The organism is Variovorax sp. HW608, from assembly GCF_900090195.1.
Lineage (GTDB): Bacteria > Pseudomonadota > Gammaproteobacteria > Burkholderiales > Burkholderiaceae_C > Variovorax.
This window is the reverse complement of the sequence record NZ_LT607803.1, coordinates 2130332-2150862: the sequence shown is the minus strand read 5'-3', so window position 1 is coordinate 2150862 and position 20531 is coordinate 2130332. Positions and strand designations below refer to the sequence as shown.

The 20531-nt window shown below is 68.5% G+C and carries 23 protein-coding genes; 7 read left to right on the top strand and 16 right to left on the bottom strand.

All coding sequences use genetic code 11. The features are described 5' to 3' along the window. The first annotated feature begins 143 nt into the window (after positions 1-143). A complete protein-coding gene (locus VAR608DRAFT_RS09990) occupies positions 144-404 on the top strand; it encodes a hypothetical protein (protein WP_088953933.1) in 261 nt (86 codons plus the stop codon). 30 nt (positions 405-434) lie between these two features. Here VAR608DRAFT_RS09990 and VAR608DRAFT_RS37425 read toward each other — a convergent pair whose 3' ends face one another. The 13 genes from VAR608DRAFT_RS37425 to nac form a co-directional block, all read right to left on the bottom strand. Beyond that, positions 435-1268 (bottom strand): histone H1-like repetitive region-containing protein, encoded by an 834-nt coding sequence (locus VAR608DRAFT_RS37425; protein WP_231973398.1) that lies wholly within the window; start codon positions 1266-1268, stop codon positions 435-437. 105 nt (positions 1269-1373) lie between these two features. Continuing rightward, positions 1374-2216, bottom strand: coding sequence for an ABC transporter substrate-binding protein (locus VAR608DRAFT_RS09980; RefSeq protein WP_088953932.1), 843 nt, complete (start codon positions 2214-2216; stop codon positions 1374-1376). A gap of 58 nt (positions 2217-2274) precedes the next feature. Further along, positions 2275-3009, bottom strand: coding sequence for an amino acid ABC transporter ATP-binding protein (locus VAR608DRAFT_RS09975; RefSeq protein ID WP_088958705.1), 735 nt, complete (start codon positions 3007-3009; stop codon positions 2275-2277). A 94-nt stretch (positions 3010-3103) separates the two neighbouring features. Continuing rightward, the gene (locus VAR608DRAFT_RS09970; RefSeq protein WP_088953931.1) at positions 3104-3865 is read right to left on the bottom strand and encodes an amino acid ABC transporter permease; all 762 of its coding nucleotides are present in this window, start codon (positions 3863-3865) and stop codon (positions 3104-3106) included. Positions 3866-3868: 3 nt separating this feature from the next. Next, positions 3869-4570: an amino acid ABC transporter permease gene (locus VAR608DRAFT_RS09965; protein WP_088953930.1), complete on the bottom strand. Its 702-nt coding sequence runs from the start codon at positions 4568-4570 to the stop codon at positions 3869-3871. 46 nt (positions 4571-4616) lie between these two features. Next, positions 4617-5369, bottom strand: a complete 753-nt coding sequence (locus VAR608DRAFT_RS09960) for an SDR family oxidoreductase (RefSeq protein WP_088953929.1) — start codon at positions 5367-5369, stop codon at positions 4617-4619. An 88-nt stretch (positions 5370-5457) separates the two neighbouring features. Continuing rightward, on the bottom strand, positions 5458-6246 hold the full coding sequence (locus tag VAR608DRAFT_RS09955) for a LamB/YcsF family protein (RefSeq protein WP_088953928.1): 789 nt from the start codon (positions 6244-6246) through the stop codon (positions 5458-5460). 12 nt (positions 6247-6258) lie between these two features. Beyond that, on the bottom strand, positions 6259-6672 hold the full coding sequence (locus VAR608DRAFT_RS09950) for an acetyl-CoA carboxylase biotin carboxyl carrier protein (RefSeq protein WP_088953927.1): 414 nt from the start codon (positions 6670-6672) through the stop codon (positions 6259-6261). 1 nt (position 6673) lies between these two features. Next, entirely contained in the window at positions 6674-7660 is a 987-nt protein-coding gene (locus VAR608DRAFT_RS09945; protein WP_088953926.1) for a biotin-dependent carboxyltransferase family protein, read from the bottom strand. Next, positions 7657-8379 carry a 5-oxoprolinase subunit PxpB gene (gene pxpB, locus VAR608DRAFT_RS09940; RefSeq protein WP_088953925.1) on the bottom strand — a complete coding sequence of 241 codons (723 nt, stop codon included), beginning with the start codon at positions 8377-8379 and terminating at the stop codon, positions 7657-7659. The genes VAR608DRAFT_RS09945 and pxpB overlap by 4 nt, the downstream gene beginning before the upstream one ends. Then, entirely contained in the window at positions 8376-9728 is a 1353-nt protein-coding gene (accC, locus tag VAR608DRAFT_RS09935) for an acetyl-CoA carboxylase biotin carboxylase subunit (RefSeq protein WP_088953924.1), read from the bottom strand. The genes pxpB and accC overlap by 4 nt, the downstream gene beginning before the upstream one ends. A 4-nt stretch (positions 9729-9732) precedes the next feature. Then, on the bottom strand, positions 9733-10185 hold the full coding sequence (locus tag VAR608DRAFT_RS09930) for an acetyl-CoA carboxylase biotin carboxyl carrier protein (RefSeq protein ID WP_088953923.1): 453 nt from the start codon (positions 10183-10185) through the stop codon (positions 9733-9735). Positions 10186-10303: 118 nt separating this feature from the next. Further along, positions 10304-11242: a nitrogen assimilation transcriptional regulator NAC gene (gene nac / locus VAR608DRAFT_RS09925; protein ID WP_172843830.1), complete on the bottom strand. Its 939-nt coding sequence runs from the start codon at positions 11240-11242 to the stop codon at positions 10304-10306. A 164-nt stretch (positions 11243-11406) separates the two neighbouring features. Between nac and VAR608DRAFT_RS09920 the strand changes: the two genes are divergently transcribed. Genes VAR608DRAFT_RS09920 through VAR608DRAFT_RS09900 form a run of 5 tightly spaced genes read left to right on the top strand, consistent with a single transcriptional unit; the run spans position 11407 to position 16220 of the window. After that, positions 11407-12615: an aspartate transaminase gene (locus tag VAR608DRAFT_RS09920; protein WP_088953921.1), complete on the top strand. Its 1209-nt coding sequence runs from the start codon at positions 11407-11409 to the stop codon at positions 12613-12615. Positions 12616-12632: 17 nt separating this feature from the next. Then, entirely contained in the window at positions 12633-13304 is a 672-nt protein-coding gene (locus VAR608DRAFT_RS09915; protein ID WP_088953920.1) for an RraA family protein, read from the top strand. A 37-nt stretch (positions 13305-13341) separates the two neighbouring features. After that, the gene (locus tag VAR608DRAFT_RS09910) at positions 13342-14337 is read left to right on the top strand and encodes a 2-hydroxyacid dehydrogenase (RefSeq protein WP_088953919.1); all 996 of its coding nucleotides are present in this window, start codon (positions 13342-13344) and stop codon (positions 14335-14337) included. Between the two features lie 39 nt (positions 14338-14376). Further along, a complete protein-coding gene (locus VAR608DRAFT_RS09905; protein WP_088953918.1) occupies positions 14377-15162 on the top strand; it encodes a glucose 1-dehydrogenase in 786 nt (261 codons plus the stop codon). Between the two features lie 23 nt (positions 15163-15185). Further along, positions 15186-16220: an L-idonate 5-dehydrogenase gene (locus tag VAR608DRAFT_RS09900; RefSeq protein ID WP_088953917.1), complete on the top strand. Its 1035-nt coding sequence runs from the start codon at positions 15186-15188 to the stop codon at positions 16218-16220. Between the two features lie 22 nt (positions 16221-16242). Here the strand turns inward: VAR608DRAFT_RS09900 and VAR608DRAFT_RS09895 are convergent, their stop codons facing one another. From VAR608DRAFT_RS09895 to VAR608DRAFT_RS09885, 3 genes are read right to left on the bottom strand one after another with little or no spacing between them, the layout of a single operon-like run. Beyond that, positions 16243-16668, bottom strand: coding sequence for a GlcG/HbpS family heme-binding protein (locus tag VAR608DRAFT_RS09895; RefSeq protein WP_088953916.1), 426 nt, complete (start codon positions 16666-16668; stop codon positions 16243-16245). A gap of 24 nt (positions 16669-16692) precedes the next feature. Beyond that, positions 16693-18435, bottom strand: a complete 1743-nt coding sequence (locus tag VAR608DRAFT_RS09890) for a thiamine pyrophosphate-binding protein (protein WP_231973396.1) — start codon at positions 18433-18435, stop codon at positions 16693-16695. A gap of 2 nt (positions 18436-18437) precedes the next feature. After that, a complete protein-coding gene (locus VAR608DRAFT_RS09885) occupies positions 18438-19424 on the bottom strand; it encodes a Bug family tripartite tricarboxylate transporter substrate binding protein (RefSeq protein WP_088953915.1) in 987 nt (328 codons plus the stop codon). Positions 19425-19552: 128 nt separating this feature from the next. Between VAR608DRAFT_RS09885 and VAR608DRAFT_RS09880 the strand changes: the two genes are divergently transcribed. Continuing rightward, positions 19553-20449: a helix-turn-helix domain-containing protein gene (locus tag VAR608DRAFT_RS09880; protein ID WP_088953914.1), complete on the top strand. Its 897-nt coding sequence runs from the start codon at positions 19553-19555 to the stop codon at positions 20447-20449. Positions 20450-20531 lie beyond the last annotated feature (82 nt).

Below are 20531 nucleotides of genomic sequence, written 5' to 3'. Positions count from 1 at the left end.
CCCTGGCACGTCTGCAGCGTGGGTCGCATCACGCTCAAGTCACGCAGCCTGGCGTAACCTTCCAGGCAAGATTTGGTTACGCATCAACACGAGCGTGCGAGTATGTTTCGCCTCCCATGCGCCGTCCGCGAGGAGAGCGAAACATGTCCCGATACCTCTACGAACTGAAGAATCTGCTGGGCGACCTCGTGGCCCGTTACGGTGAGGACGACGATTCGGTGCAGTTGGTAAAACACGAGCTCGAGGCTGTCGAAGCCAGGGAATCCGGGCATCAGGGCTTGTTCGCCCTGGGTCGCGGCGGCCCTTTGCCTACGGGCGGCAGGCACAGCTGGGAAGGCTACTCAAGCCTGTTGCGCACAACCCAGCGCCCCGCGCCCCTCGGCTCGGACCTGCGAGCGGGATAGGCGTCGTGGGCGACCTCGGGCCGCGCCGGCTCAGTTGCCCTTCTTCTTCGGCCGCCCCGCTTTCAACGGCGTCAGCGAATCAAGCGCGCCTCGCAGTTGGGCGTCGCCGAGCTGCTGAAGCGCATGCAGGCCTGCCCGCAGAAGCTCGCTCTTCTTCGCGGGGCGCTTGAATCCCAGCGCGCGGTCCTTGAGGACGGCAATCAGACCGAAGTCCTGCTCGGGCATGGTGAAGCTGTCGCGCACGAGCTTGGATTTGGCTTTGACCGCGTCATGCGCGCGTTCGTGGGAAGCCGCGGCTTTGACCGGTTTCGCCGGTACAACGGGCGCGGCAGCCTTTGGCACTTGAGGCGGTGCGACCACGGCCTTCGCGGCCCTGGCCTTCAGCGGTCCGCTCTTCTTCGCAACCGCTTTCTTCGCAACTGCTTTCTTCGCGATCGTCTTCTTCACAGCCGCCTTCTTCGCTGGCGTCTTCTTCGCTGGCGTCTTCTTCGCCGTCGTTTTCTTGGCGGTCGTCTTCTTGGCGGTCATCTTCTTCGCCGTCGTTGCCTTCACTACGGGCTTTTTCGCCGCGGCTTTCTTTGCTGGAGACTTCGAAGCCACGGGCTTCGCCGACTTCGGCTCCGAAACTTTCTTGGCCGCAGCTTTCTTGGCGGCGGCTCGCTTGGGACTGCTTGCCGGTGCCTTTTCGACCGTCGCCGCTTCAGGCTCTGTCCGAGCCTCGGCGGCCGCGCTGGACGGAAGCTCTGGTGTCGCGGGCGGCGTTGGCGCCGTTGGCTGCTGAGCCGGCAAATCGATCACCGAGGGTTCGGTCACGCCGCTGGGCTCGGACGCCATGTCGCTGTCAATCAGGTGAAAGTCGGTCATCCAGGTGCCTCAATTATGGTGTAAATGATTTACACCATATTTTGACCCAATCCCGGCTGTCCAACAAGAGCCTGCCGCGGCAGGGCTCGCCCCTCCCGTCCGCTACTACGGCAGGAGCTCGTACTTCAGATCCGCCAGCGGCGTCACCTTCTCGTCGCGTGTCAGCTTGTACTCGGTGTTCGGCCCGAGCCACTTGGCCCAGAGCTTGTCGATCTCGCCGGCCTTGTCCAGCGCGTAGAGCGCCGCGTTGACCTTGGCGAGCAGCACCGGCTCGTCCTTCTTCATGCCGATGCCGATCGGCTGGTACACCATCGGCTCCTTGATCATCTTGAGTTCGACGCCCGAGGTCTTCGACTGGTTGACGAGCTTGGTGATGGTCATGGTGTTCGCCACCATGCCGACCGACTTGTTCTGCTGCACGGCCATGAAGGCGGAGCCGGTGTCCTGGAAGGTCACGGCCTCGGAGCCGTTCATCTTGATCGAGAGCTCGGAGGTCGAGCCCTTGGTCGAGCTGAGCCGCTTGCCCTTGAAGTCGGCCTTGGTCGTGCCGGGGTCGGAGGCCTTCACCGCGAGCATTTCCTTGGCGATGTAGTACGGGTCGCTGAACTGGATCTGCTCGCCCCGGCTCTTGGTGTAGGCGAGGTTCGCGACCGTGACGTCGACGCGCCCGAGCTTGACTTCGGGCACCCGCGCCTCGACCGACAGGGGCGTGATCTTCGCAGTCAGGCCGAGTTGCTTCGCGAGCGCATTGCACAGATCGACGTCGAAGCCGACCATCTCGCGCGTCTTGGGATCGGGCGCGGCAAAAGGCGGAACGTCGGCGAAGGTGCCGCACTTGAGCTCCTTGCGCTGGTTGATCTCGTCCCATTGGTCCGCGTGCGCGAGCACGGCGAGTGCGGACAGGCTACAGCCGATGACGGCCAGACGGATCGCAGTCTTCTTCGACATGATGAACTCCAGGTGACGTGGTGGTTGGCAACGAAGGGTGAAAGAAATTGGCGGCGGATCAATGCGAGCGCAGATCGGAAAGAAAGCGTTTCGCTCGCGGGTGCTGCGGGCTGCTGAAGAAGGCGGCCGGCTCGGCCTTCTCGAGGATCTGGCCAGCGTCCATGAACCAGACACGGTCGGCGACCTCGCGCGCGAAGTTCATCTCGTGCGTGACGCACATCATGGTCATGCCCTCGTTGGCGAGGCTGCGCATGACCGAGAGCACCTCGCCCACCATCTCGGGGTCGAGCGCGCTGGTCGGCTCGTCGAACAGCATGGCGGGCGGCTCCATCGCGAGGGCGCGCGCGATCGCCACGCGCTGCTGCTGGCCGCCGGAGAGCTGCGCGGGATAGGCGCCGGCCTTGTTGGCGAGGCCCACGCGCTCGAGCAGCTGCATCGCCTTGTCGCGCGCCACCGAGCGCTTCACGCCCAGCACCCGCGTCGGCGACAGCATGATGTTCTCGAGCACCGACAGATGCGGGAACAGGTTGAAGCTCTGGAACACGAAGCCGATGCGGCTGCGCAGCCGGTTCAGCGCCGCGCTGCTCATCGGCGCGTGGATGTCGTGCCCGTCGAACAGCAGCTGGCCCGACTTGATCTCCTCCAGCCGGTTGACGGTGCGGATGAGCGTGGATTTGCCCGAGCCCGACGGGCCGCAGACCACGACCACCTCGCCGCGCTTGACTTCGGCGTTGACGTTGGTGAGCGCCTGGTAGTCGCCGTACCACTTGTTGATGTTGGAAAACAGAATCATCGGTGTGTCCTCTGCGGCCGCGTGCGGCCTGCCGTGGGCGGTGTCGGGTTTCATGCTTTCTGTCTCCTTTGTCATCGTGCCGTCGTGCGCGGCCTCATGAATTCGTTGCGACCGTCGGCGACGGCAGGGGGACCTCGCCTTCGGCGGGCTTGGCCGGTGTCATGCCGAGCCGCTTGTGGGCGATGCGGCGCTCCACCCAATGCGCCAGTTGCGTGAGGCTGAAGCACACCACGTAGAAGGTGATGGCCAGGATGAAGAACACCTGGAACGGCTTGGTCAGCAACTGGTTGTTGATCTGGTTCGCGGCGAAGGTGAGCTCCTGCACGTTGATCACGTAGCCGAGCGTGGTCTCCTTGATCGTGGAGATGAACTGGCTCAGCATGCTCGGCAGCATGTTGTAGAGGGCCTGCGGAAGGACCACGTACCACATGGTCCCGAGATGGCTGTGCCCGAGCGACCGCGCCGCCTCGACCTGCCCCTTGGGCAGCGCCTGGATGCCGGCGCGGACGACTTCCGACAGGTAGGCGCCTTCGTAGATCACCAGCGTGCACAGCATGGTGGTGAAGCCCGAGACTTCGCGCCCGATGAGCAGCGGCACGAGGAAGTAGACCCACAGGATCACCATCAGGAGCGGCACGCCGCGCACCACGTACACCAGCACCGCCGCGGGCCAGCTCAAGAGCTTCCAGGGCGACAGGCGGGCCAGCGCGAGGAGCACCGAGAGCGGGAAAGCCATCAGGATGCCAAGCACGGAAAGGATCAGCGTCGCGCAGATGCCGCCCAACGGCCCGCTCGGGTACTGGCCGACCAGCAGCAGCAGCCAGTTGTCGCGCAGGATTTCGAAGATGCTGTACATGGCTTACCTCGCCCCTGCGATGCGATAGCGGCGTGCGACCCAGGCGCCGATCGTCATGATGACCAGCGACAGCACGAGATAGAGCACCGTGGCCACGCTGTAGGCTTCGAAGGCGCGGAAGCTCTGGCTTTCCACTTCCTTCACCGCATGCGTCAGCTCGGCCACGCCGATCGCCATCGCGAGGCTGCTGTTCTTGAACAGCGACACGCTGTGGTTGATCAGCGCGGGAATCGCGTTGCGCATCGCCTGCGGCAGGATGACGTAGCGCATGGAACCGATGAAGCCGTGGCCCAGCGCGCGGGCGGCCTCGGCCTGCCCCGCGGGGATCGCGCGCAGCCCCGAGCGGATGTCCTCGCTGAAGTACGCGGCCTGGCACAAACCGAGCGCGATGACCGAGATCAGCGCTTCCGCGTTGTGGTCCGACAGCCAGCCCTGCACGGCGTCGGGCAGCACGCTGAAGATGCCGAAGTACCAGAACATCAGCTGCACCAGCGTCGGCACGTTGCGGTGGTAGGAGATGTAGGCAGCGACCGTGCGTTCGGCGATGCGGCTGGGTGTGAGCCGCACGACCAGGAGGACGATCGCGATCGACATCGCGAGCAGCCATGAGCCGGCCGCGATCTTCAACGTCATCTCCACGCCGTGCAGCAGCATGGCGCCGAACTCCGGCTTCAGGAGGACGGCCAGTAGATCGAAGTCTTTCATGCCCCGTGCCCTCTCTGTTGGTATTGCGCCGCGGCGGTCCGGCCGATCAGGCCTTGGCCTCTTGCGGACGGGTGGTGGAAAGCCCGCCCGGCACCTGCAGCGTCGGCGTGATTTCCATGTGGCCGACGTTCACCGCGATCGGCGCGGCGATCGCGAAGGCGATGGCGTTGGCGATGTCCTCGGCCTGCGGCAGCTCGAAGCCTTCGACGAAGCGCTTGTAGGTCTCCTCGGATTCGCCGTGCACGTGCGCAAAGATGTCGGTGGCGACGCGGCCCGGGCAGATCTCGGTGACCCGCACGCGCTTGCCGAAGCAATCGATGCGAAGCTGGCGCGACAGCATGCTCACCGCCGCCTTGGTCGCGTGATAGGTGCTGTTGCCGTTGAAGTTGTAGGCGCCCGCGATCGAGCTGATGTTGATCACGTGGCCGCGATCGCGCGCCGCCATGCCCGGCACCACCAGCCGGCACAGGTGCAGCACGGCACGCAGGTTCACGTCCACCAGCAGGTCGATGCCTTCGGCGTCGGCCTGCAGGATCGAGCCCGGCCGGTCCACGCCCGCGTTGTTGACCAGCACGTCGAAGGGAACTTCCTTCGCGAGCCGCGTGATGCCTTCGAGGTCGGCGACGTCGAGCGCATGCGGAATGCAGCCGGTGCGCGAAGCGAGCTCGTCCAGCTTGCCGGCGCTGCGCGCGATCGCATGGACCTGCAGGCCCTCCTTGGAGAGACGCTCGACCACGGCGGCGCCGATGCCCGACGAGGCGCCGGTGACGAGTGCGGTCTTGTAGTCGGAGAACGGCATCTTTGCTTCTTTCGTTAATGAAATTTCACTGTATCGACCGGCGGGAATGGGCGCCAAGACGGAATGTCTGTGGAGAGATAAGGGGTCCTTATGTCCGGGCAGACCCGGCCGTCCGGGCGAGCTGCTGCGAGATCGGCACCACGCGCCCGCCGGCCTCGACCGCGCCGCGCACCGCGCGCGCCAGCGCCACCGCGCCGGGGGTGTCGCCGTGCACCAGGATCGAACGGGCCTTCATCGGAATGCGCTTGCCGCTGTAGCTGGTGACCGTGCCGTCGTCCAGCAGCTGCCGCACCCGGGCCAGCACCGCATCGGGGTCGTGGATCACCGAATCGGGCAGCTTGCGCGGCACCAGGAGGCCGGCGTCGTCGCAGGCGCGATCGGCCAGGAAGGTGGTGGCCACGCGCAGGCCGCATCGCTCGGCCGCACCCTCGATCGCGCGGCTCGCGGAGGAGCTGATGATGAGCTCGGGGTCGAAATCCGCGACCGCGCGCACCAGCGGCGCAGCGAGCGCCGCATCCGCCGCGGCCATGTTGCCCAGGGCACCATGGAAACTCATGTGCGTCACGCGAAGCCCGGCGGCGCGCGCCATGCCGGCCAGCGCGCCGAGCTGGTAGGTCACGTAGGTGGCGAGTTCCGCGGTGTCGATCTGCATCGGGCGGCGCCCGAAACCCATCAGGTCGGGAAAACCCACATGCGCGCCGATGTCCACACCCTTGCTGCCGGCGGTGCGCACGGTGCGGTTCATGATGACCGGATCGCCGGCATGGAAACCGCAGGCGATGTTGGCGGAAGAGACGATGTCCAGCAGCGCCTCGTCCTCGCCCATGCGCCAGGGGCCGAAGCCTTCGCCGAGATCGGCGTTCAGATCGATGTCCATGGGGTGTCCTTCTCAGTCGATGTTCAGTTCGAAAAGCGCGGTGCCGAAGCCCACGGCCGTGCCGTCCTCTTCGCACACGGCACGGACCTGTCCCGCTGCCGGTGCGCTGACCGGCACGAGCAGCGGGCCGATCCGCAACAGGCCGAGGCCCTGCCCCGCCGCCACGCGTTCGCCGATGCGCACCACGGGCCTGTCGTGCAGCGGATGGGCGTGCAGGAACACGCCGACGCCCGGCGCGCTTGCCATGGCCTGCGCGGGCACGGCTTCATCGTCCTGCGCTTCGGCCTCCAGTTGCACGACCTCGCTGCCCGGCGCCGGGTCGCGGCCCAGCCGGATGCTGCCGTTGGGCGTGCGCAGTTCCAGCAGGCCGATGTCGGTATCGGCCAGCCACGCGGCCATCTGTTTGAGCTCGTCCGCAGTCGGCATGTCACTTCCTTTGCGGCGCACTGCGGTGCAGGTCCACGATGCGGCTGACCTTGTGCAGCCACGCCTCGGTTTCGTCGAGGGCGGCGATCGCCTCGGCCCAGCTGACTTCGACGAAGCGGATGCGGCTGCCGATCGGCGCCTGCCCGAGGCGCCAGAGGTCGGCCTCGATGACCGTCCCGAACTTGGGATAGCCGCCCGAGGGCTGCGCATCGCGCATCTGGATGATCGGCTGCCCGCTGTGCGGGACCTGGATCACGCCCGGCACGATGCCGTGCGAGCGGATCTCCATCGGCGCGACGGGCCGCAGGGCCTCGCCCTCCAGCCGGTAGCCGTAGCGGTCGCTCTGCGCCGTGATCTTCCATTCGCCGGCCCAGAAGGCGGCGCGCGAGGATGCCTCGAAGCCCAGGTATTCGGCCGCGGGCAGCACGCGCACCGCGGACACGCCATCGACCTGAAGCGGCAGCGTCAACGAAGGCGGAACGAGCCCGAATTGGGTGCGGCACGGCTCGCCGGCACGGCCGGCGCGCAGCACGTCGCCGCGCCGCAGCGCGCGGCCCTCGTGCCCGCCGAAGGCGCCGCGCAGTTGCGTGCTGCGCGAGCCCAGCACTTCCGGCACGTCCACGCCGCCGGCCACGCACAGCATCGCGCGGCTGCCGCGCTGCGCGCCGCCCTGCGGCAGGCCCAGCGTGAGCACCTGGCCCGCGCGCGCCTGGTGCACCCACCACGGCATGAGCGGCGCGTCGTCCAGGCGTGCGGCGCAATCGGCGCCGGTCAGCGCGAAGGCGCAGTCCTCGTCGAAGCGCACCTTGAACGGGAACACCGGCACCTCGATGGCCGCCGCATTCGCGTCATTGCCGAGCAGCAGGTTGCCGGCCGCCAGCGCCAGGTTGTCCATGGCGCCGGAGGTGCCCACGCCCCAGCGCAGGCTGCCCTTGCGTCCCGCGTCCTGCACGGTCGCGAGCGCGGCGGATGAGAGGACTTCGATCATCGGATGATTCCTTCCACCCGGAAACGGATCATGTCGCCCGGCTGCAGCAGGGCGGGTGGGTCCTGCGCGGGGTCGAAGAAGCACATCGAGGTGCTGCCGATGGTGTTCCACCCGCTCGGGCCGGCGGAGGCCGACACGCCGGTCTGCGCGCCGCCGATCGACACCGAGCCGCCCGGGATGCTCAGCACCGGCACCTTGCGGCGCGGGGTGGCGATGCGCGGGTCCATGCCGCCGAGGTAGCAATAACCCGGATGGCTGCCGAGCGCATACACCGGATAGGTCGGCGCGCTGTGCAGCTCGACGATTTCGTCCACGCTGAGCCCGGTGTGCGAGACCACATCCGCCATGTGCGGCCCGCCCTCGCCGCCGTAGACCACGGGCAGCTCGACCAAGCGGCCTTCGAGCGGCAGTGCGATGGCCGAGGCCCATGCGGCATGCAGCCGCGCTTCCAGCGCTTCGAGCGCCTTGGCATCGCGCGGCGGGCGCTCGAAGGTCAGCATCAGGTTGTTCATGCCCGGTACCGCTTCGCGCACCTCGGGCCAGTCCTGCGCCTCGCGGGACAGGGCCCAGATGCGCTGCTGCGATGCCAGCGCCAGTTCGCCCGGGGCCTCGAACAGCAGCGCGGTGGTCCCGAGCAGGCTGATGGTGCCGGTGGGCGGTGCGGGGGGCGCCTTGACGGACGCGCGCGTCTTCAGGGCGGTCGTCGCCTGCGGATTCATGTCGTGCTCCTTTGCTGAAGCCAACGTTCGAGATGATGGATGTCCACGCCGCCGGCGGCAAAGCCTTCGTCGCGCAGGATGTCGCGATGCAGCGCCACGTTGGTCGCGATGCCTTCGACATGCATCTCGGCCAGCGCGAGCCGCATGCGGTCGAGCGCGTCCTCGCGGCTTGCGCCCTGCACGATGAGCTTGGCGATCATCGAGTCGTAGTACGGCGGCACGCGGTAACCCGCGCCGGCGTGCGAATCCACGCGCACGCCGAAGCCGCCGGGCACCTGCCAGCCGGTGATGCGGCCGGGCGACGGCGCGAAGGTGGCTGGGTCTTCGGCATTGATGCGGCACTCGATCGCATGGCCCTGGCAGCGCACGTCGGCCTGCGCCAGCGCGAGCCGCTCGCCGCGCGCCATGCGGATCTGCTGCTGCACGATGTCGATGCCGGTCGTCATCTCGGTCACCGGATGCTCGACCTGCAGGCGCGTGTTCATCTCGATGAAGTAGAACGCGCCGCGCTCGTAGAGGAATTCGAAGGTGCCGACGCCGCAGTAGCCGATCTGCCGGCACGCGGCCGCGCAGCGCTCGCCGACCTCGGCGATCAGCGCCTCGTCGATGCCGGGCGCGGGCGCTTCCTCGATCACCTTCTGGTGGCGGCGCTGGAGCGAGCAGTCGCGACTGCCGAGCCACACCGCATGGCCGTGGCTGTCGGCCAGCACCTGGATCTCGACATGGCGCGGGTGCAGCAGGAACTTCTCGATGTACACCTCGGGATTGCCGAAGGCCCGGCGGGCTTCCTCGCGCGTCAGCGCCATCGCCTCGGGCAATGAGGCCTCGTCGTGCACCACGCGCATGCCGCGCCCGCCGCCACCGCCGGCGGCCTTCACGATCACCGGATAGCCGACGTCGCGCGCCAGTGCCTTGACGGCTTCCGGATCGTCCGGCAGGCCGTCGTCCGGCCCCGGCACGCAGGGCACGCCGGCCAGCCGCATCGCGCGCTTGGCGGCGACCTTGTCGCCCATGGTGCGGATGCAGTCGGCACTGGGGCCGATGAAGACGAGCCCGGCCTGCGCGACGCGGTCGGCGAAGGCGGCGTTCTCCGACAGGAAGCCGTAGCCCGGATGGATGGCCTGCGCGCCGCTCACTTCGGCGGCGAACAGGATCGCCGACTGGTTGAGGTAGCTGTCGCCCGGCGCCGCGGGCCCGATGCAAAGCGCCTGGTCGGCCTGCGACACGTAGCCTGCTTCGCGGTCGGCCTCCGAATGAACCACCACGGTCTTGAGCCCGAGGCCGCGGCAGGCGCGCAGGATGCGCAGCGCGATCTCTCCGCGGTTGGCGATGAGGACGGTGTCGAACATCGCCTCACCCCTGCGCCAGCCGGAACAGCGGCCGGCCGGCTTCGACTTCTTCGCCGGAGCGCACCAGCACTTCGGCGATCGTGGCGGCATGGTCGATCTGCACCTCGTTGAAGACCTTCATGGCCTCGATCACGCAGAGCGTCTGCCCGGCCTGGATCGATTGGCCCGCCTGCACGAAGGGCGGCTCGCCGGGGCTCGATTGGAGATGAACCACGCCGTAGAGGGGCGCGCACAATTCGGCCGGCGCCGATGCGGCAGGTGCAGGTGCCGGCTCGTTCCTTGCCGGTGCGGCGTCCACCGCGTTCTGCACTGCGCGCGGCAGCGGGCGGCGCGGGGCGCTGCCCGCCGCCGACTGCTTCACCAGCCGGAGCGTGCTGCCGTTTTCGCTGTACTCCAGCTCGGACAGGTCCGAGCCTGCCAGCGCGTCGATGAGCGTCTTGATCTGTTCCTGTTTCATGCCGGGTCCGTCGCCGAGGACCGAACGTCCTTGGTTGGCATGAAAGGTACTGGCCCGGCGGCCTGCTGCCAAAGACGGATTGGCTGTGCCGGGATAAGGGCCGCTTATGACGGAGCGGTCAGGACAAGGCGGTCAGCTCCGGCTCCGGCGTGGACTTGACCGTGCCCGCCAGATCCACCACCAGTTCGAGCAGGATGTCCTTCACCGCCTGCGCGGGTTCGGAGAGCGGCAGATGGTCCGACTGGCACAGCGCGAGCGGCGCCTCGATCACCGGCTCGACGATCTGGAACTGCCAGGCGCCGCAGGCCGCCACCACTTCGCGCGCCATCGAGGCGGGCAGGATGCTCGCACCCAGTCCGTCCGCGATCGCCGCCGTGAGCGTGAACGCCGATTCGATCTCGGCCACCACGCGCGGCACCATGCCCGCGCGCACGAAGGCCGCATCGACCAGCTTGCGCACGACGTTGTACTGGCGCGGCAGCATCAGTTCCATCTCGCGCAGGTCGGCCAGGCGCACCGGTGCCGCCGGGGCGGGCGTGGTGGCCGGGCCGACGAGGTAGAGCGGTTCCTTGAGCAGCGGCAGGAAGGTCAGTCCGTGAATCGCCTTGTCGCCGTAAAGGACGGCCAGGTCCATGCGGCCGTTCATGATGAGTTCGCTCAGCGTGGTGCCGTAGTTCTCGTTGAGGTAGAGCAGGATGCCCGGATGCCGCGCGCGTACGGTGCGCAGCAGCGGCAGCGACAGCGCCGAGGCCGCGGTGCCCGGTGCGAGGCCCACCGACACCTGGCCCGAAAGCCCCTCGCCCGCGGCCTCCATGTCGACCCGCGCTTGCTCGCATTGCCGCAGGATGATCTGGGCGTGGCGGTAGAGCACCTTGCCGGCTTCGGTCGGCGTGACGCCGCGCTTGGTGCGCACCAGCAGCTGCTGCCGCACTTCGCCTTCGAGCGTCGCGAGTTGCTGGCTCAGGGCCGGCTGGGCAATGAAAAGAACCTCGGCGGCCTGCGTCAGGCTGCCGATGTCCACGATTTTGACGAAATATTTGAGGCGTCTGAGATTCACGCCTTGTCCCCAAGCAAAAGCCAAGCCTAGCACCGGGGCGGCGCAGTGCCTATGGGGCCGCACCATAAGCTCTGCCTATCGAACCAGAGCGAACTCGTCTTGGCCGAGTCGGAGGGATCTGCGTACCGTTACGTCCAATGCATCCCCCACCCCAAGGAAGAGCCGTGAACACCTCCCGCATCGCCGCCCGCGTCCGGCGAATCAAGCCGTCGCCGAGCACCTCCGCCGCCGACCGGGCCAATGAACTGCGCCGCCAGGGCAAGTCGATCGTCAACCTGGTGGTCGGCGAACCCGACTTCGACACGCCGGTGCACATCCGCCGCGCCGCCACCGAGGCCATGGACAAGGGCGCGACCCGCTACACGCTGATGGCCGGCACGGTCGAGCTGCGGCAGGCCATCGTCCAGAAGCTGGAACGCGAAAACGGCCTCAAGTTCGAGATGAACGAGATCATCGCGACCAGCGGCGCCAAGAGCGCGATCTACAACGCGCTCGCGGTCACGCTCGAGCCGGGCGACGAGGTCATCATCCCCGCGCCCTACTGGGTCTCGTATCCCGACATGGTGCTCGCCTGCGACGGCGCGCCGGTGATCGTCGCGTGCCCGGAAGCCAACGGCTTCAAGCTCACGCCGGCGCAACTCGAGGCGGCGATCACGCCGCGCACCCGCTGGCTGCTGATCAATTCGCCGAGCAACCCGACCGGCGCCAGCTACACCGCCGCCGAATACCGGGCGCTCGCCGACGTGCTGCTGCGGCACCCGCACGTGATGGTGATGACCGACGACATCTACGAGCACATCCGCTTCGACGGCCAGGCCACGCCGCACATCCTCGCGGTCGAGCCCGGGCTGCGCGACCGGATGCTGGTGGTCAATGGCGTGTCGAAGACCTACGCGATGACCGGCTGGCGCATCGGCTATGCGGCAGGACCGCGGGACCTGATCGTCGCGATGGACACGCTGCTGTCGCAGTCCACCGGCAACTGCTGCTCCGTCAGCCAGGCCGCGGCCGCGGCAGCGCTTTCCGGCGACCAGAGCTTCGTCGCCGAAAGCGTGGTGATCTACAAACAGCGGCGCGACCGCACGCTCGCGCTCATCAATGCGATCCCCGGCCTGAGCTGCGCGACGCCGCCCGGTGCCTTCTATCTCTATATCAACTGCGCCGGCCTGATCGGCAAGACGACGCCCTCGGGCAAGCAGTTGAAGGAAGACGGCGACGTCGTGATGTACCTGCTGGAAAGCGCGGGCGTGGCGACGGTGGCGGGCACGGCCTACGGCCTCTCGCCGTACTTCCGCCTGTCGATCGCGACCTCCATCGAAACCCTCGAGGAAGGCTGCACGCGCATCGCGCGGGTGGTCGCCGAACTGCGCTGAACATCGAAGGAAGCACCATGCCCTACAAAGCCATCCGGAAGAACCCGTCGGCCCCCGCGGTCGAGGCGAAGATCCTCGCCGCATTGCGCGAGATCCCTGTCGCGGCGCTCAGCGACAACATGCACCGCAACATCGGCACCGCGGGACTCGACCCCTATCACAAGCCGGTCGCCGCGACCATGGCGGGCACCGCGGTCACCGCGCGCTCGCGCGGCGGCGACAACCTGACCTACCTGCGCGCGCTGGAGTTCTGCCGCCCCGGCGACGTGCTGGTGGTCGATGCCGGCGGCGACCTGAACAACGCGGTGGTCGGCGGCATCCTGTCGTTCTATGCAGCGCAGATCGGCGTCCAGGGCGTGGTGATCGACGGCGCGATCCGCGACGTGGCCGAGATCCGCGCGCGCGAGTTCCCGGTGTATGCGCGCGGCGTCACGCATCGCGGCCCCTACAAGGACGGCCCCGGCGAGATCAACGTGCCGGTGTGCGTGGGCGGCATGGTGGTCAATCCCGGCGACATCGTGGTCGGCGACCAGGACGGGCTGATGGCCTTCGCACCGGACGAGGCCGAACTGCTGATCGAGAAGGCGCTCGCGCATCTGGCGGCCGAGGCCGAGACGATCAAGGCCATGAAGGAAGGCCGCTGGGACCGCTCCTTCATCGACGTGCTCGAGGCGCGCTGCAACAACTGAGGGCCGAAAGGGCCGTGCAGACATCCAAGGAGACAACGTGCGCCCATCGATCCTCATCACCCGAGCCACCTTCCCCGACGTCACCGCGCGCCTGCAGGCGCATTTCGACGTCGAGGACAACCCGGCCGACACGCCGTGGAACCGCGCCGAGCTGACCCGCCGCCTGCAGGGCAAGCAGGGCGTCATGAGCACCGGCAGCGAGCGCATCGACGCCCCGCTGCTCGATGCCTGCCCTTCCCTCAAGGCGGTCTGCAATGTCGGCGTCGGCTACAACAACATCGATATCGCGGCCTGCACCGCGCGCGGCGTGCTGGTGACCAACACGCCCGACGTGCTGACCGAAACCACGGCCGACTTCGGCTTCGCGCTGATGATGGCGACGGCCCGCCGCATCACCGAATCCGAGCGCTTCCTGCGCGGCGGCGGCTGGACCCGCACCGGCATCTACGACATGTTCATCGGCGGCGACGTGCATGGCGCGACGCTCGGCATCCTCGGCATGGGCCGCATCGGGCAGGCGATCGCGCGGCGCGGCGCGGCCGGCTTCGGCATGAAGGTGATCTATCACAACCGCTCGCGCCTGCCTGAAGCGCTGGAGTCCGCCTGCGGCGCACGCTACGTCGACAAGCAGACCTTGCTCCGGAAAGCGGACCATCTCGTGCTGGTGCTGCCCTACTCCCCCTCTGCGCACCACGCGATCGGCGCGGCCGAGCTGTCGCTGATGAAGCGCAGCGCCACGCTGACCAACATCGCGCGCGGCGGCATCGTCGACGACGCGGCGCTCGCCGAGGCGCTGCGCGACCAGACCATTGCCGCCGCCGGGCTCGACGTCTTCGAGGGCGAACCGGACATCCACCCGGACCTGTTCACGCTGCCGAACGTGGTGCTCACGCCGCACATCGGCAGCGCCTCGGTGCGCACCCGTCTCGCGATGGCTGCGCTCACGGCGGAGAACCTGATCGCGGCGCTGGGCCTGGGCGCTTGTGCAGGCCAGCCGCCGACGCCGGTCAATCCCGAAGTCCTGGCGAGCTGAACGGTGGCTCGAAGCCATCGACAATCACCACTTGAACAAATGGAGACACCCTTGCAGCCCACCCTCAAGCAGTTCGACCTCAGCGGTCGCACCGCCCTCATCACCGGCTCCAGCGCCGGCATCGGCTATGCCATCGCACGCGGGCTGGCCGGCGCCGGCGCGCGCGTGATCCTCAATGCCCGCTCCACCGACAAGCTGGAGCGCGCCGCCGCGCAACTGCGCGAGGAAGGCGCCACCGTCTTCACCTCGGCCTTCGATGTCAGCGCCGGCGACGCGGTGAACGCGGCCGTGGACCGCATCGAGGCCGAGGTCGGACCCATCGACATCCTGGTCAACAACGCCGGCATGCAGCGCCGCGCGCCGCTGGACCAGTTCGAGGAAGCCCACTGGCACGAGCTCATGAAGACCAACCTCGACAGCGTCTTCCTGGTCGGCAAGGCGGTGGCACGCCACATGATCGGGCGCAAGGAGGGCAAGATCATCAACATCTGCTCGGTGCAGAGCGAGCTCGGCCGCCCCGGCATCGCGCCCTACACCGCGAGCAAGGGCGCGGTGAAGATGCTCACCAAGGGCATGGCGATCGACTGGGGCCCGCATGGCCTGCAGGTCAACGGCATCGGGCCGGGCTACTTCAAGACCGAGCTCAACGATGCGCTGGTCAAGAACGCCGACTTCAGCGCCTGGCTGATCGGCCGCACGCCTTCGCGCCGCTGGGGCGATGTCGAGGAGCTGATGGGCGCGGCCGTGTTCCTCGCCAGCGATGCCTCGCGCTTCGTGAACGGCCACATCCTCTATGTCGACGGCGGCGTCACCGCAACGCTCTGAACCAACCGCAAACAGGAACATCGATGGAAGCCCTTGTCATTCACGCGCCCGGCGACCTGCGCGTCGAGGAAGTCCCGACCCCCGCGCTCGAAGCCGGCCAGCTGCTGGTGCGCGTGCGCTGCGGCGGCATCTGCGGCTCGGACCTGCACTACTACCAGCACGGCGGCTTCGGCACCGTGCGCATCCAGGAGCCGATGGTGCTGGGCCATGAAGTGGCCGGCATGATCGAAGCGGTCGGCCCGGGCGCATCGTTCAAGGCCGGCGAACGCGTGGCGATCAGCCCGAGCCGCCCGTGCGGGCGTTGCAAGTACTGCCAGGTGGGCCTGCAGAACCATTGCCTGGACATGCGCTACTACGGCAGCGCGATGCGCACCCCGCATGTGCAGGGGGCGTTCCGCCAGCAGATCGTGGTGGAGCAATGGCAGGCGCATCGCCTGGCCGATTCGGTGAGCGACGGCGAAGGCGCGATGGCCGAGCCGCTGTCGGTGGCCCTGCATGCGGTGCGGCGTGCCGGCCCGCTGCTGGGCAAGCGGGTGCTGGTCACCGGCTGCGGGCCGATCGGCGCGCTGGCGATCATCGCGGCGCGGCGTGCGGGGGCGGCGCACATCGTGGCGACCGACGTCGGCGCGCACACGCTGGGCAAGGCACTCAAGGTCGGCGCGGACGAGACGATCAACGTGGCGGAGCAGCCCGATGGCCTCGACCGCTTCGCGGCCGACAAGGGCAGCTTCGACGTGCTGCTGGAGGCCAGCGGCAATGCACGCGCGCTGGTTGGCGCCTTCGCGGCGCTGCGGCCGCGCGGCGTGATCGTGCAATTGGGGCTGGCGGGCGGCGAGATCCAGCTGCCCATCAACACCATCGTGGCCAAGGAGTTCGAGCTGCGCGGCGCCTTCCGCTTCCACGAGGAATTCGCGGTTGCGGTGGAACTGCTCAACAAGGGCCTGGTGGATGTGAAGCCGCTGATCTCGGCAACGCTCTCCTACCGCGATTCCGCGCGCGCCTTTGCGCTCGCGGCGGACCGCTCGCAGGCGATGAAGGTGCTGCTCAGTTTCGAGTAACGCCTTCGACTCTGCCGCGACCTCAGCCGTGCGCGAGGCCCGCGGCCTGCACGCCCGCGATGCAGATGGCCTCGTCCTCGTCGCCGGTGCCGCCACTCGCGCCCACGGCGCCGATCAGCTTGCCGGCCGCATCGCGGATCACGACCGCGCCGGTCTGCGGCAGGAACTTGCCGTCGGCGGTGGCGGCGAGCGAGACGAAGAAATTGGGGTTGTCCTTGGCGCGCTCGGCGAGCCTGCGGCTCGCCACGCCCATGCCCACCGCGCCCCAGGCCTTGGCGCGCGCGATGTCGAAGCGGAACATGCTCGCGCCGTCCTCGCTCGCGAAGGCCTTGAGGTGGCCGGCGGCATCGAGCACCGCGATGCCCATGGGCTGGTAGCCCGCTTCCTTCGACTTCTTCAATGCGGCGTCGATGATGGTCCGGGCTTGCTGCAGGGTCAGTGGGGTCATGAGTGATGTTCCTTGTCTTTCAGTTCATTGGCCGGCATCGGGCGCACAGAGCGCGTCGAAGCCGTAGCGGTTCATGCTGCCGAAGGCGGGCATGGCCGGATGCGGCACGAAGCGGGTCTGGCAGTCGATCACCGCGGGCAGGCCCGAGGCCAGCGCGCGCCGGATCGCCGGACCCACTTCGGCCAGCGCCGTGACCCGCTCGCCGTGGCAGCCGAAGCCGCGCGCGATGGCCGCGTAGTCCGTCTCGTCGAGCGCGGTGCCGAGCTCGAAGCCGAGCGCGTTGCGCTGTCCGGCGCGGATGATGCCCCAGGCCGCGTTGTTGTGCAGGATGCAGAGCACCGGCAGCCGATAGCGCCGCGCGGTGTCCAGTTCGTTGAGCGTGAAGCCGAAGGAGCCGTCGCCGGTGATGAGCGCGACCCTGCGCGCCGGGTCCTGTGCCTGCAGCGCGATGGCATAGGGCAGCCCGAATCCCAGATGGCTCATGCCCGGTTCGTGGAAGCGCGTGCGGACCTCGCGCACCGGTGTCAGGTCGTTGCTCCAGAAGGTGGTGTGGCCGCCGTCGAAGACGGCCAGCGCATCGGTGGGCAGCGCTTCGCCGATGGCGCGGGCCAATGCGGCCGGATGCATCGGCTGGCCGGGTTCGCCCTGCTTCGCCAGTTCGGCGAACCGCGCCTCGTAGGCCGCGCGCGCTTGCCGCAGACCCGGCAGCCAGTCGCGCTCCACGCCGACTGCCAGGTGGTCGCCGCAGAGGCCCAGCAGATCGTCGAGTGCCGCGCCTGCATCGGCCTGCAGCGCCACCTCGTGCAGCGCCGGCTGGCCCAGCGCGGCAGGGTCGATGTTGATGCTGACGATGGGCTGCGAGCGGCGCGCGAGCGGCCCGCGCTCGTCCCACATCCATGAGGACCATCGGCAGCCCACGGCGAGGACCAGGTCCGCGCCTTCGAAAGCCTGCCGCACGGGTTCGCCCGCGATCAGGCCGCCGTGGCCGATGAAATGCGGGCTGTCCGATGCGATGACGCCCAGTGCCATCTGGGTCGGCAGCACGGGTGCGCTCCACTGCTCGGCCAATGCGCGCACCTGTGCAGTCGCGCCGCTCGCGACCACGCCGCCGCCCGCGACGATCAGCGGCCGCCGGGCCGACCGCATGAGCGCCGCGGCGCGCGCGAGCTCACCGGCATCCGGACGGATTCGGCCGAGGGCGCGATAGCGCGAAGGCGGCAGTTCGAATTCCGCTTCGTCGACGCGGCAAGGCTGGCTGAGCACGTCCTGCGGAATATCCAGATGCACCGGACCCGGCCGCCCGCCCAGTGCTTCGCGAAAGGCGCGGCGCACCATTTCCGGCAGGCGCCGCGCATCGTGCACCACCGCGTTCCACTTGGTGATGGGCCGGGTCACGGCCACGGTGTCGAGGTCCATGAACATGCCGTTGTGCGGATAGCTCGCGGCGCGGTGCTGGTTGGTGGTGATCGCCACGAGCGGCAGGTTGTTGCCGAAGGCCACGCCCAGGCCCGACGCGAGGTTGAGTCCACCCGGCCCCATCTCGCCCAGCGCCAGCGCGATCTGCCCGGTGCCGGCGTAGGTCGCGGCGGCCATCATCGGCCCCGCGGCCTCGTGCCGCACACCGAGGAAGCGAAGCTGCTCCTGCTCGGAGATCGCATGCAGCAGGGGCCCGAGCTTGCCGCCGACGATGCCGTAGATGTCGCGCACCTTCTCCGCCAGGAGGAGCCGCACGAGGACCTGCGCGCCATTCAATTGCAAGGAGGCCACCGTCAGTCCTCCGCCGTGAAGTTGGCTGCCTTGACGATGGGCGCCCAGCGCTGCTGGTCGGCACGCACCATGCGGGCGAATTCCTCGGGGCTCTGGTGCATCGGCTGCAGCCCGACCTTGGCCAGTGCGTCGATGAACTCGGGCGACTGCAGGCCCTCGCGCACCAGCGCATTGAGCCGCTGCACGATGTCCGGCGGGGTGCGCGCGGGCAGGAACCACCCGAGCCATTCCTGCACCACGAGGTCGGCGAAGCCCTGCTCGGTGAAGGTGGGCACCTCCGGCAGGAAGGGCGAACGCTGCGGGCTCGACACCGCGAGCCCGCGCAGCTTGCCGCCACGGATGTACGGCATCACCTCGCCGAGCACGCTCACGCTGACCGGCACCTGCCCGCCCAGCACATCGTTGAGCAGCGGCGCGCCGCCGCGATAGGCCACTGCGGTGAGCTGCGTGCCGCTGGCCTTCTGCAGCATCATGCCGACGAAGTGCAGCGCGGAGCCCGCAGCCGGCACACCGTAGTTGGCCTGCCCGGGATTGGCTCTGGCCCACTTCAGGTAGTCGGCCACCGTCTTCATCTCCGCCGGCAGGCCCGGGCCGGCGGTGAGCACGAAGGCATAGTTGACCGTGCTGGTCACCGGCGCGAAATCGGCCACCGGGTCGTAGTTGAGCTTGCGGTAGGTGTTGGGGTAGAGCGTCATCGGCGAGCTCGGGATCTGCAGGATGGTCAGCCCGTCCGGCGCGGCGCGCTTGACGTACTCCACCGCAATGCGGCCGCCGGCGCCGGTCTTCGAATCGGCGATCAGGCTCGTCGCGTAGCGCCCGCGCAGCTTCTCGGCCAGCGGACGCGCCACGTTGTCGCCCATGCCGCCCGCGGGAAAGCCCGAGACGATCGACGCATTGCCGTTCAGTTGCGCGAAGGCCCGGCTCAGTGGCGCGAGCGCGGCCAACGCGCCGCCGGCCTTGAGAAGATGAAGGAAGTGCCTGCGGTCCATGGCGTGTCTCCTGGGCGTGCGTGCCCTTGTTGTCCTGGCCCGGATGGTCGGGCCACCGGGTGCTCCTGCGAATGGACAAATCGCGCCGCGGCGGGTAGTTTTCCGGCCTCGACTGCATTCAACCCGCCGTGAAGCCTGCTGCCGCACCCCTGCTCCTCGTTCCCTTCCGTGAAGTTCGCCATGACGAGCCCGACGACTGCCTGCACTACGAGCCCGTCGCCGTGCGCGGGCAGGAAATGGACTGGACGATTCCGGCGCATCGGCACGAAGGCCTGCACCAGATCCAGTTCCTCGAAAGCGGCCACATCAGCGGCACGGTGGACGGACGCGCGGTGGATGCGCAGGGGCCGGCCATCCTGCTGATCGCGCCGGGTTCGGTGCACGGCTTTCGCCACACGCGCGACACCATGGGGCACCAGCTGACCATCCCCAGCGCGACCCTGCAGCAGCTGCTGTCGGGCACGCGCCTCGCCGATACCGGTCTTGCCGGCTCGTTCGTGCTGACCGGGCTCACCGACGAGGCGCGCGAAGAATGTGCTTCGCTCTTCGAGAGGCTCGCGCGCGAATTCCTCGGACACAGCGCGGGCCGCGTGCCGGCGCTGCTGGCCATCGCAACGCTGCTCGCGGTGCTGCTCCTGCGCCTGCACGGCGAGCACGTCCACAAGACCCACCTTCCGGGCGCGCGCGATGCGCTGGTGCAGCGCTATCTCGCCCTGGCCGAGAAGCACTTCCGCGAGCACCGCGGCCTGCCGTTCTACGCCGACACGCTGGGCGTGACGCCCGACCACCTGAGCCGCACCTGCCGAAACGTGACGCGACAGTCGGCCCTGCAGCTTCTGCACGAGCGCCTGATGCTGGAAGCGCGAAGGCTGCTGGCCTACACGCCGATGTCGGTGCTCGAAGTCGCCGCCGCGATCGGCTATCAGGACCCCGCCTACTTCAGCAAGTTCTTCACGCGCGCGATGGGCTGCTCGCCTTCGCAGTACCGGACGCAGGCGGCACAGGGCGTCAAGGCACCGCGATAGGCGGCCGACCGTTCAGGACCAAGCGTCGAGGGGCGGGCACCTGTAGGCCGGATGCTTCATGAAGAAGCGGCCGCCGCTGGCA

Bases quoted from the DNA above. Each gene is read 5' to 3' on its own strand.
- VAR608DRAFT_RS09900 (WP_088953917.1), top strand. From the start codon at position 15,186: ATGGAAGCCCTTGTCATTCACGCGCCCGGCGACCTGCGCGTCGAGGAA.
- VAR608DRAFT_RS09930 (WP_088953923.1), bottom strand. From the start codon at position 10,185: ATGAAACAGGAACAGATCAAGACGCTCATCGACGCGCTGGCAGGCTCG.
- VAR608DRAFT_RS09885 (WP_088953915.1), bottom strand. From the start codon at position 19,424: ATGGACCGCAGGCACTTCCTTCATCTTCTCAAGGCCGGCGGCGCGTTG.
- VAR608DRAFT_RS09905 (WP_088953918.1), top strand. From the start codon at position 14,377: ATGGAGACACCCTTGCAGCCCACCCTCAAGCAGTTCGACCTCAGCGGT.
- VAR608DRAFT_RS09950 (WP_088953927.1), bottom strand. From the start codon at position 6,672: ATGCCGACTGCGGACGAGCTCAAACAGATGGCCGCGTGGCTGGCCGAT.
- VAR608DRAFT_RS09980 (WP_088953932.1), bottom strand. From the start codon at position 2,216: ATGTCGAAGAAGACTGCGATCCGTCTGGCCGTCATCGGCTGTAGCCTG.
- VAR608DRAFT_RS09975 (WP_088958705.1), bottom strand. From the start codon at position 3,009: ATGATTCTGTTTTCCAACATCAACAAGTGGTACGGCGACTACCAGGCG.
- VAR608DRAFT_RS09955 (WP_088953928.1), bottom strand. From the start codon at position 6,246: ATGGACATCGATCTGAACGCCGATCTCGGCGAAGGCTTCGGCCCCTGG.
- VAR608DRAFT_RS09970 (WP_088953931.1), bottom strand. From the start codon at position 3,865: ATGTACAGCATCTTCGAAATCCTGCGCGACAACTGGCTGCTGCTGCTG.
- VAR608DRAFT_RS09915 (WP_088953920.1), top strand. From the start codon at position 12,633: ATGCCCTACAAAGCCATCCGGAAGAACCCGTCGGCCCCCGCGGTCGAG.
- VAR608DRAFT_RS37425 (WP_231973398.1), bottom strand. From the start codon at position 1,268: ATGACCGACTTTCACCTGATTGACAGCGACATGGCGTCCGAGCCCAGC.
- VAR608DRAFT_RS09965 (WP_088953930.1), bottom strand. From the start codon at position 4,570: ATGAAAGACTTCGATCTACTGGCCGTCCTCCTGAAGCCGGAGTTCGGC.
- VAR608DRAFT_RS09960 (WP_088953929.1), bottom strand. From the start codon at position 5,369: ATGCCGTTCTCCGACTACAAGACCGCACTCGTCACCGGCGCCTCGTCG.
- VAR608DRAFT_RS09945 (WP_088953926.1), bottom strand. From the start codon at position 7,660: ATGATCGAAGTCCTCTCATCCGCCGCGCTCGCGACCGTGCAGGACGCG.
- VAR608DRAFT_RS09895 (WP_088953916.1), bottom strand. From the start codon at position 16,668: ATGACCCCACTGACCCTGCAGCAAGCCCGGACCATCATCGACGCCGCA.
- VAR608DRAFT_RS09990 (WP_088953933.1), top strand. From the start codon at position 144: ATGTCCCGATACCTCTACGAACTGAAGAATCTGCTGGGCGACCTCGTG.
- accC (WP_088953924.1), bottom strand. From the start codon at position 9,728: ATGTTCGACACCGTCCTCATCGCCAACCGCGGAGAGATCGCGCTGCGC.
- pxpB (WP_088953925.1), bottom strand. From the start codon at position 8,379: ATGAATCCGCAGGCGACGACCGCCCTGAAGACGCGCGCGTCCGTCAAG.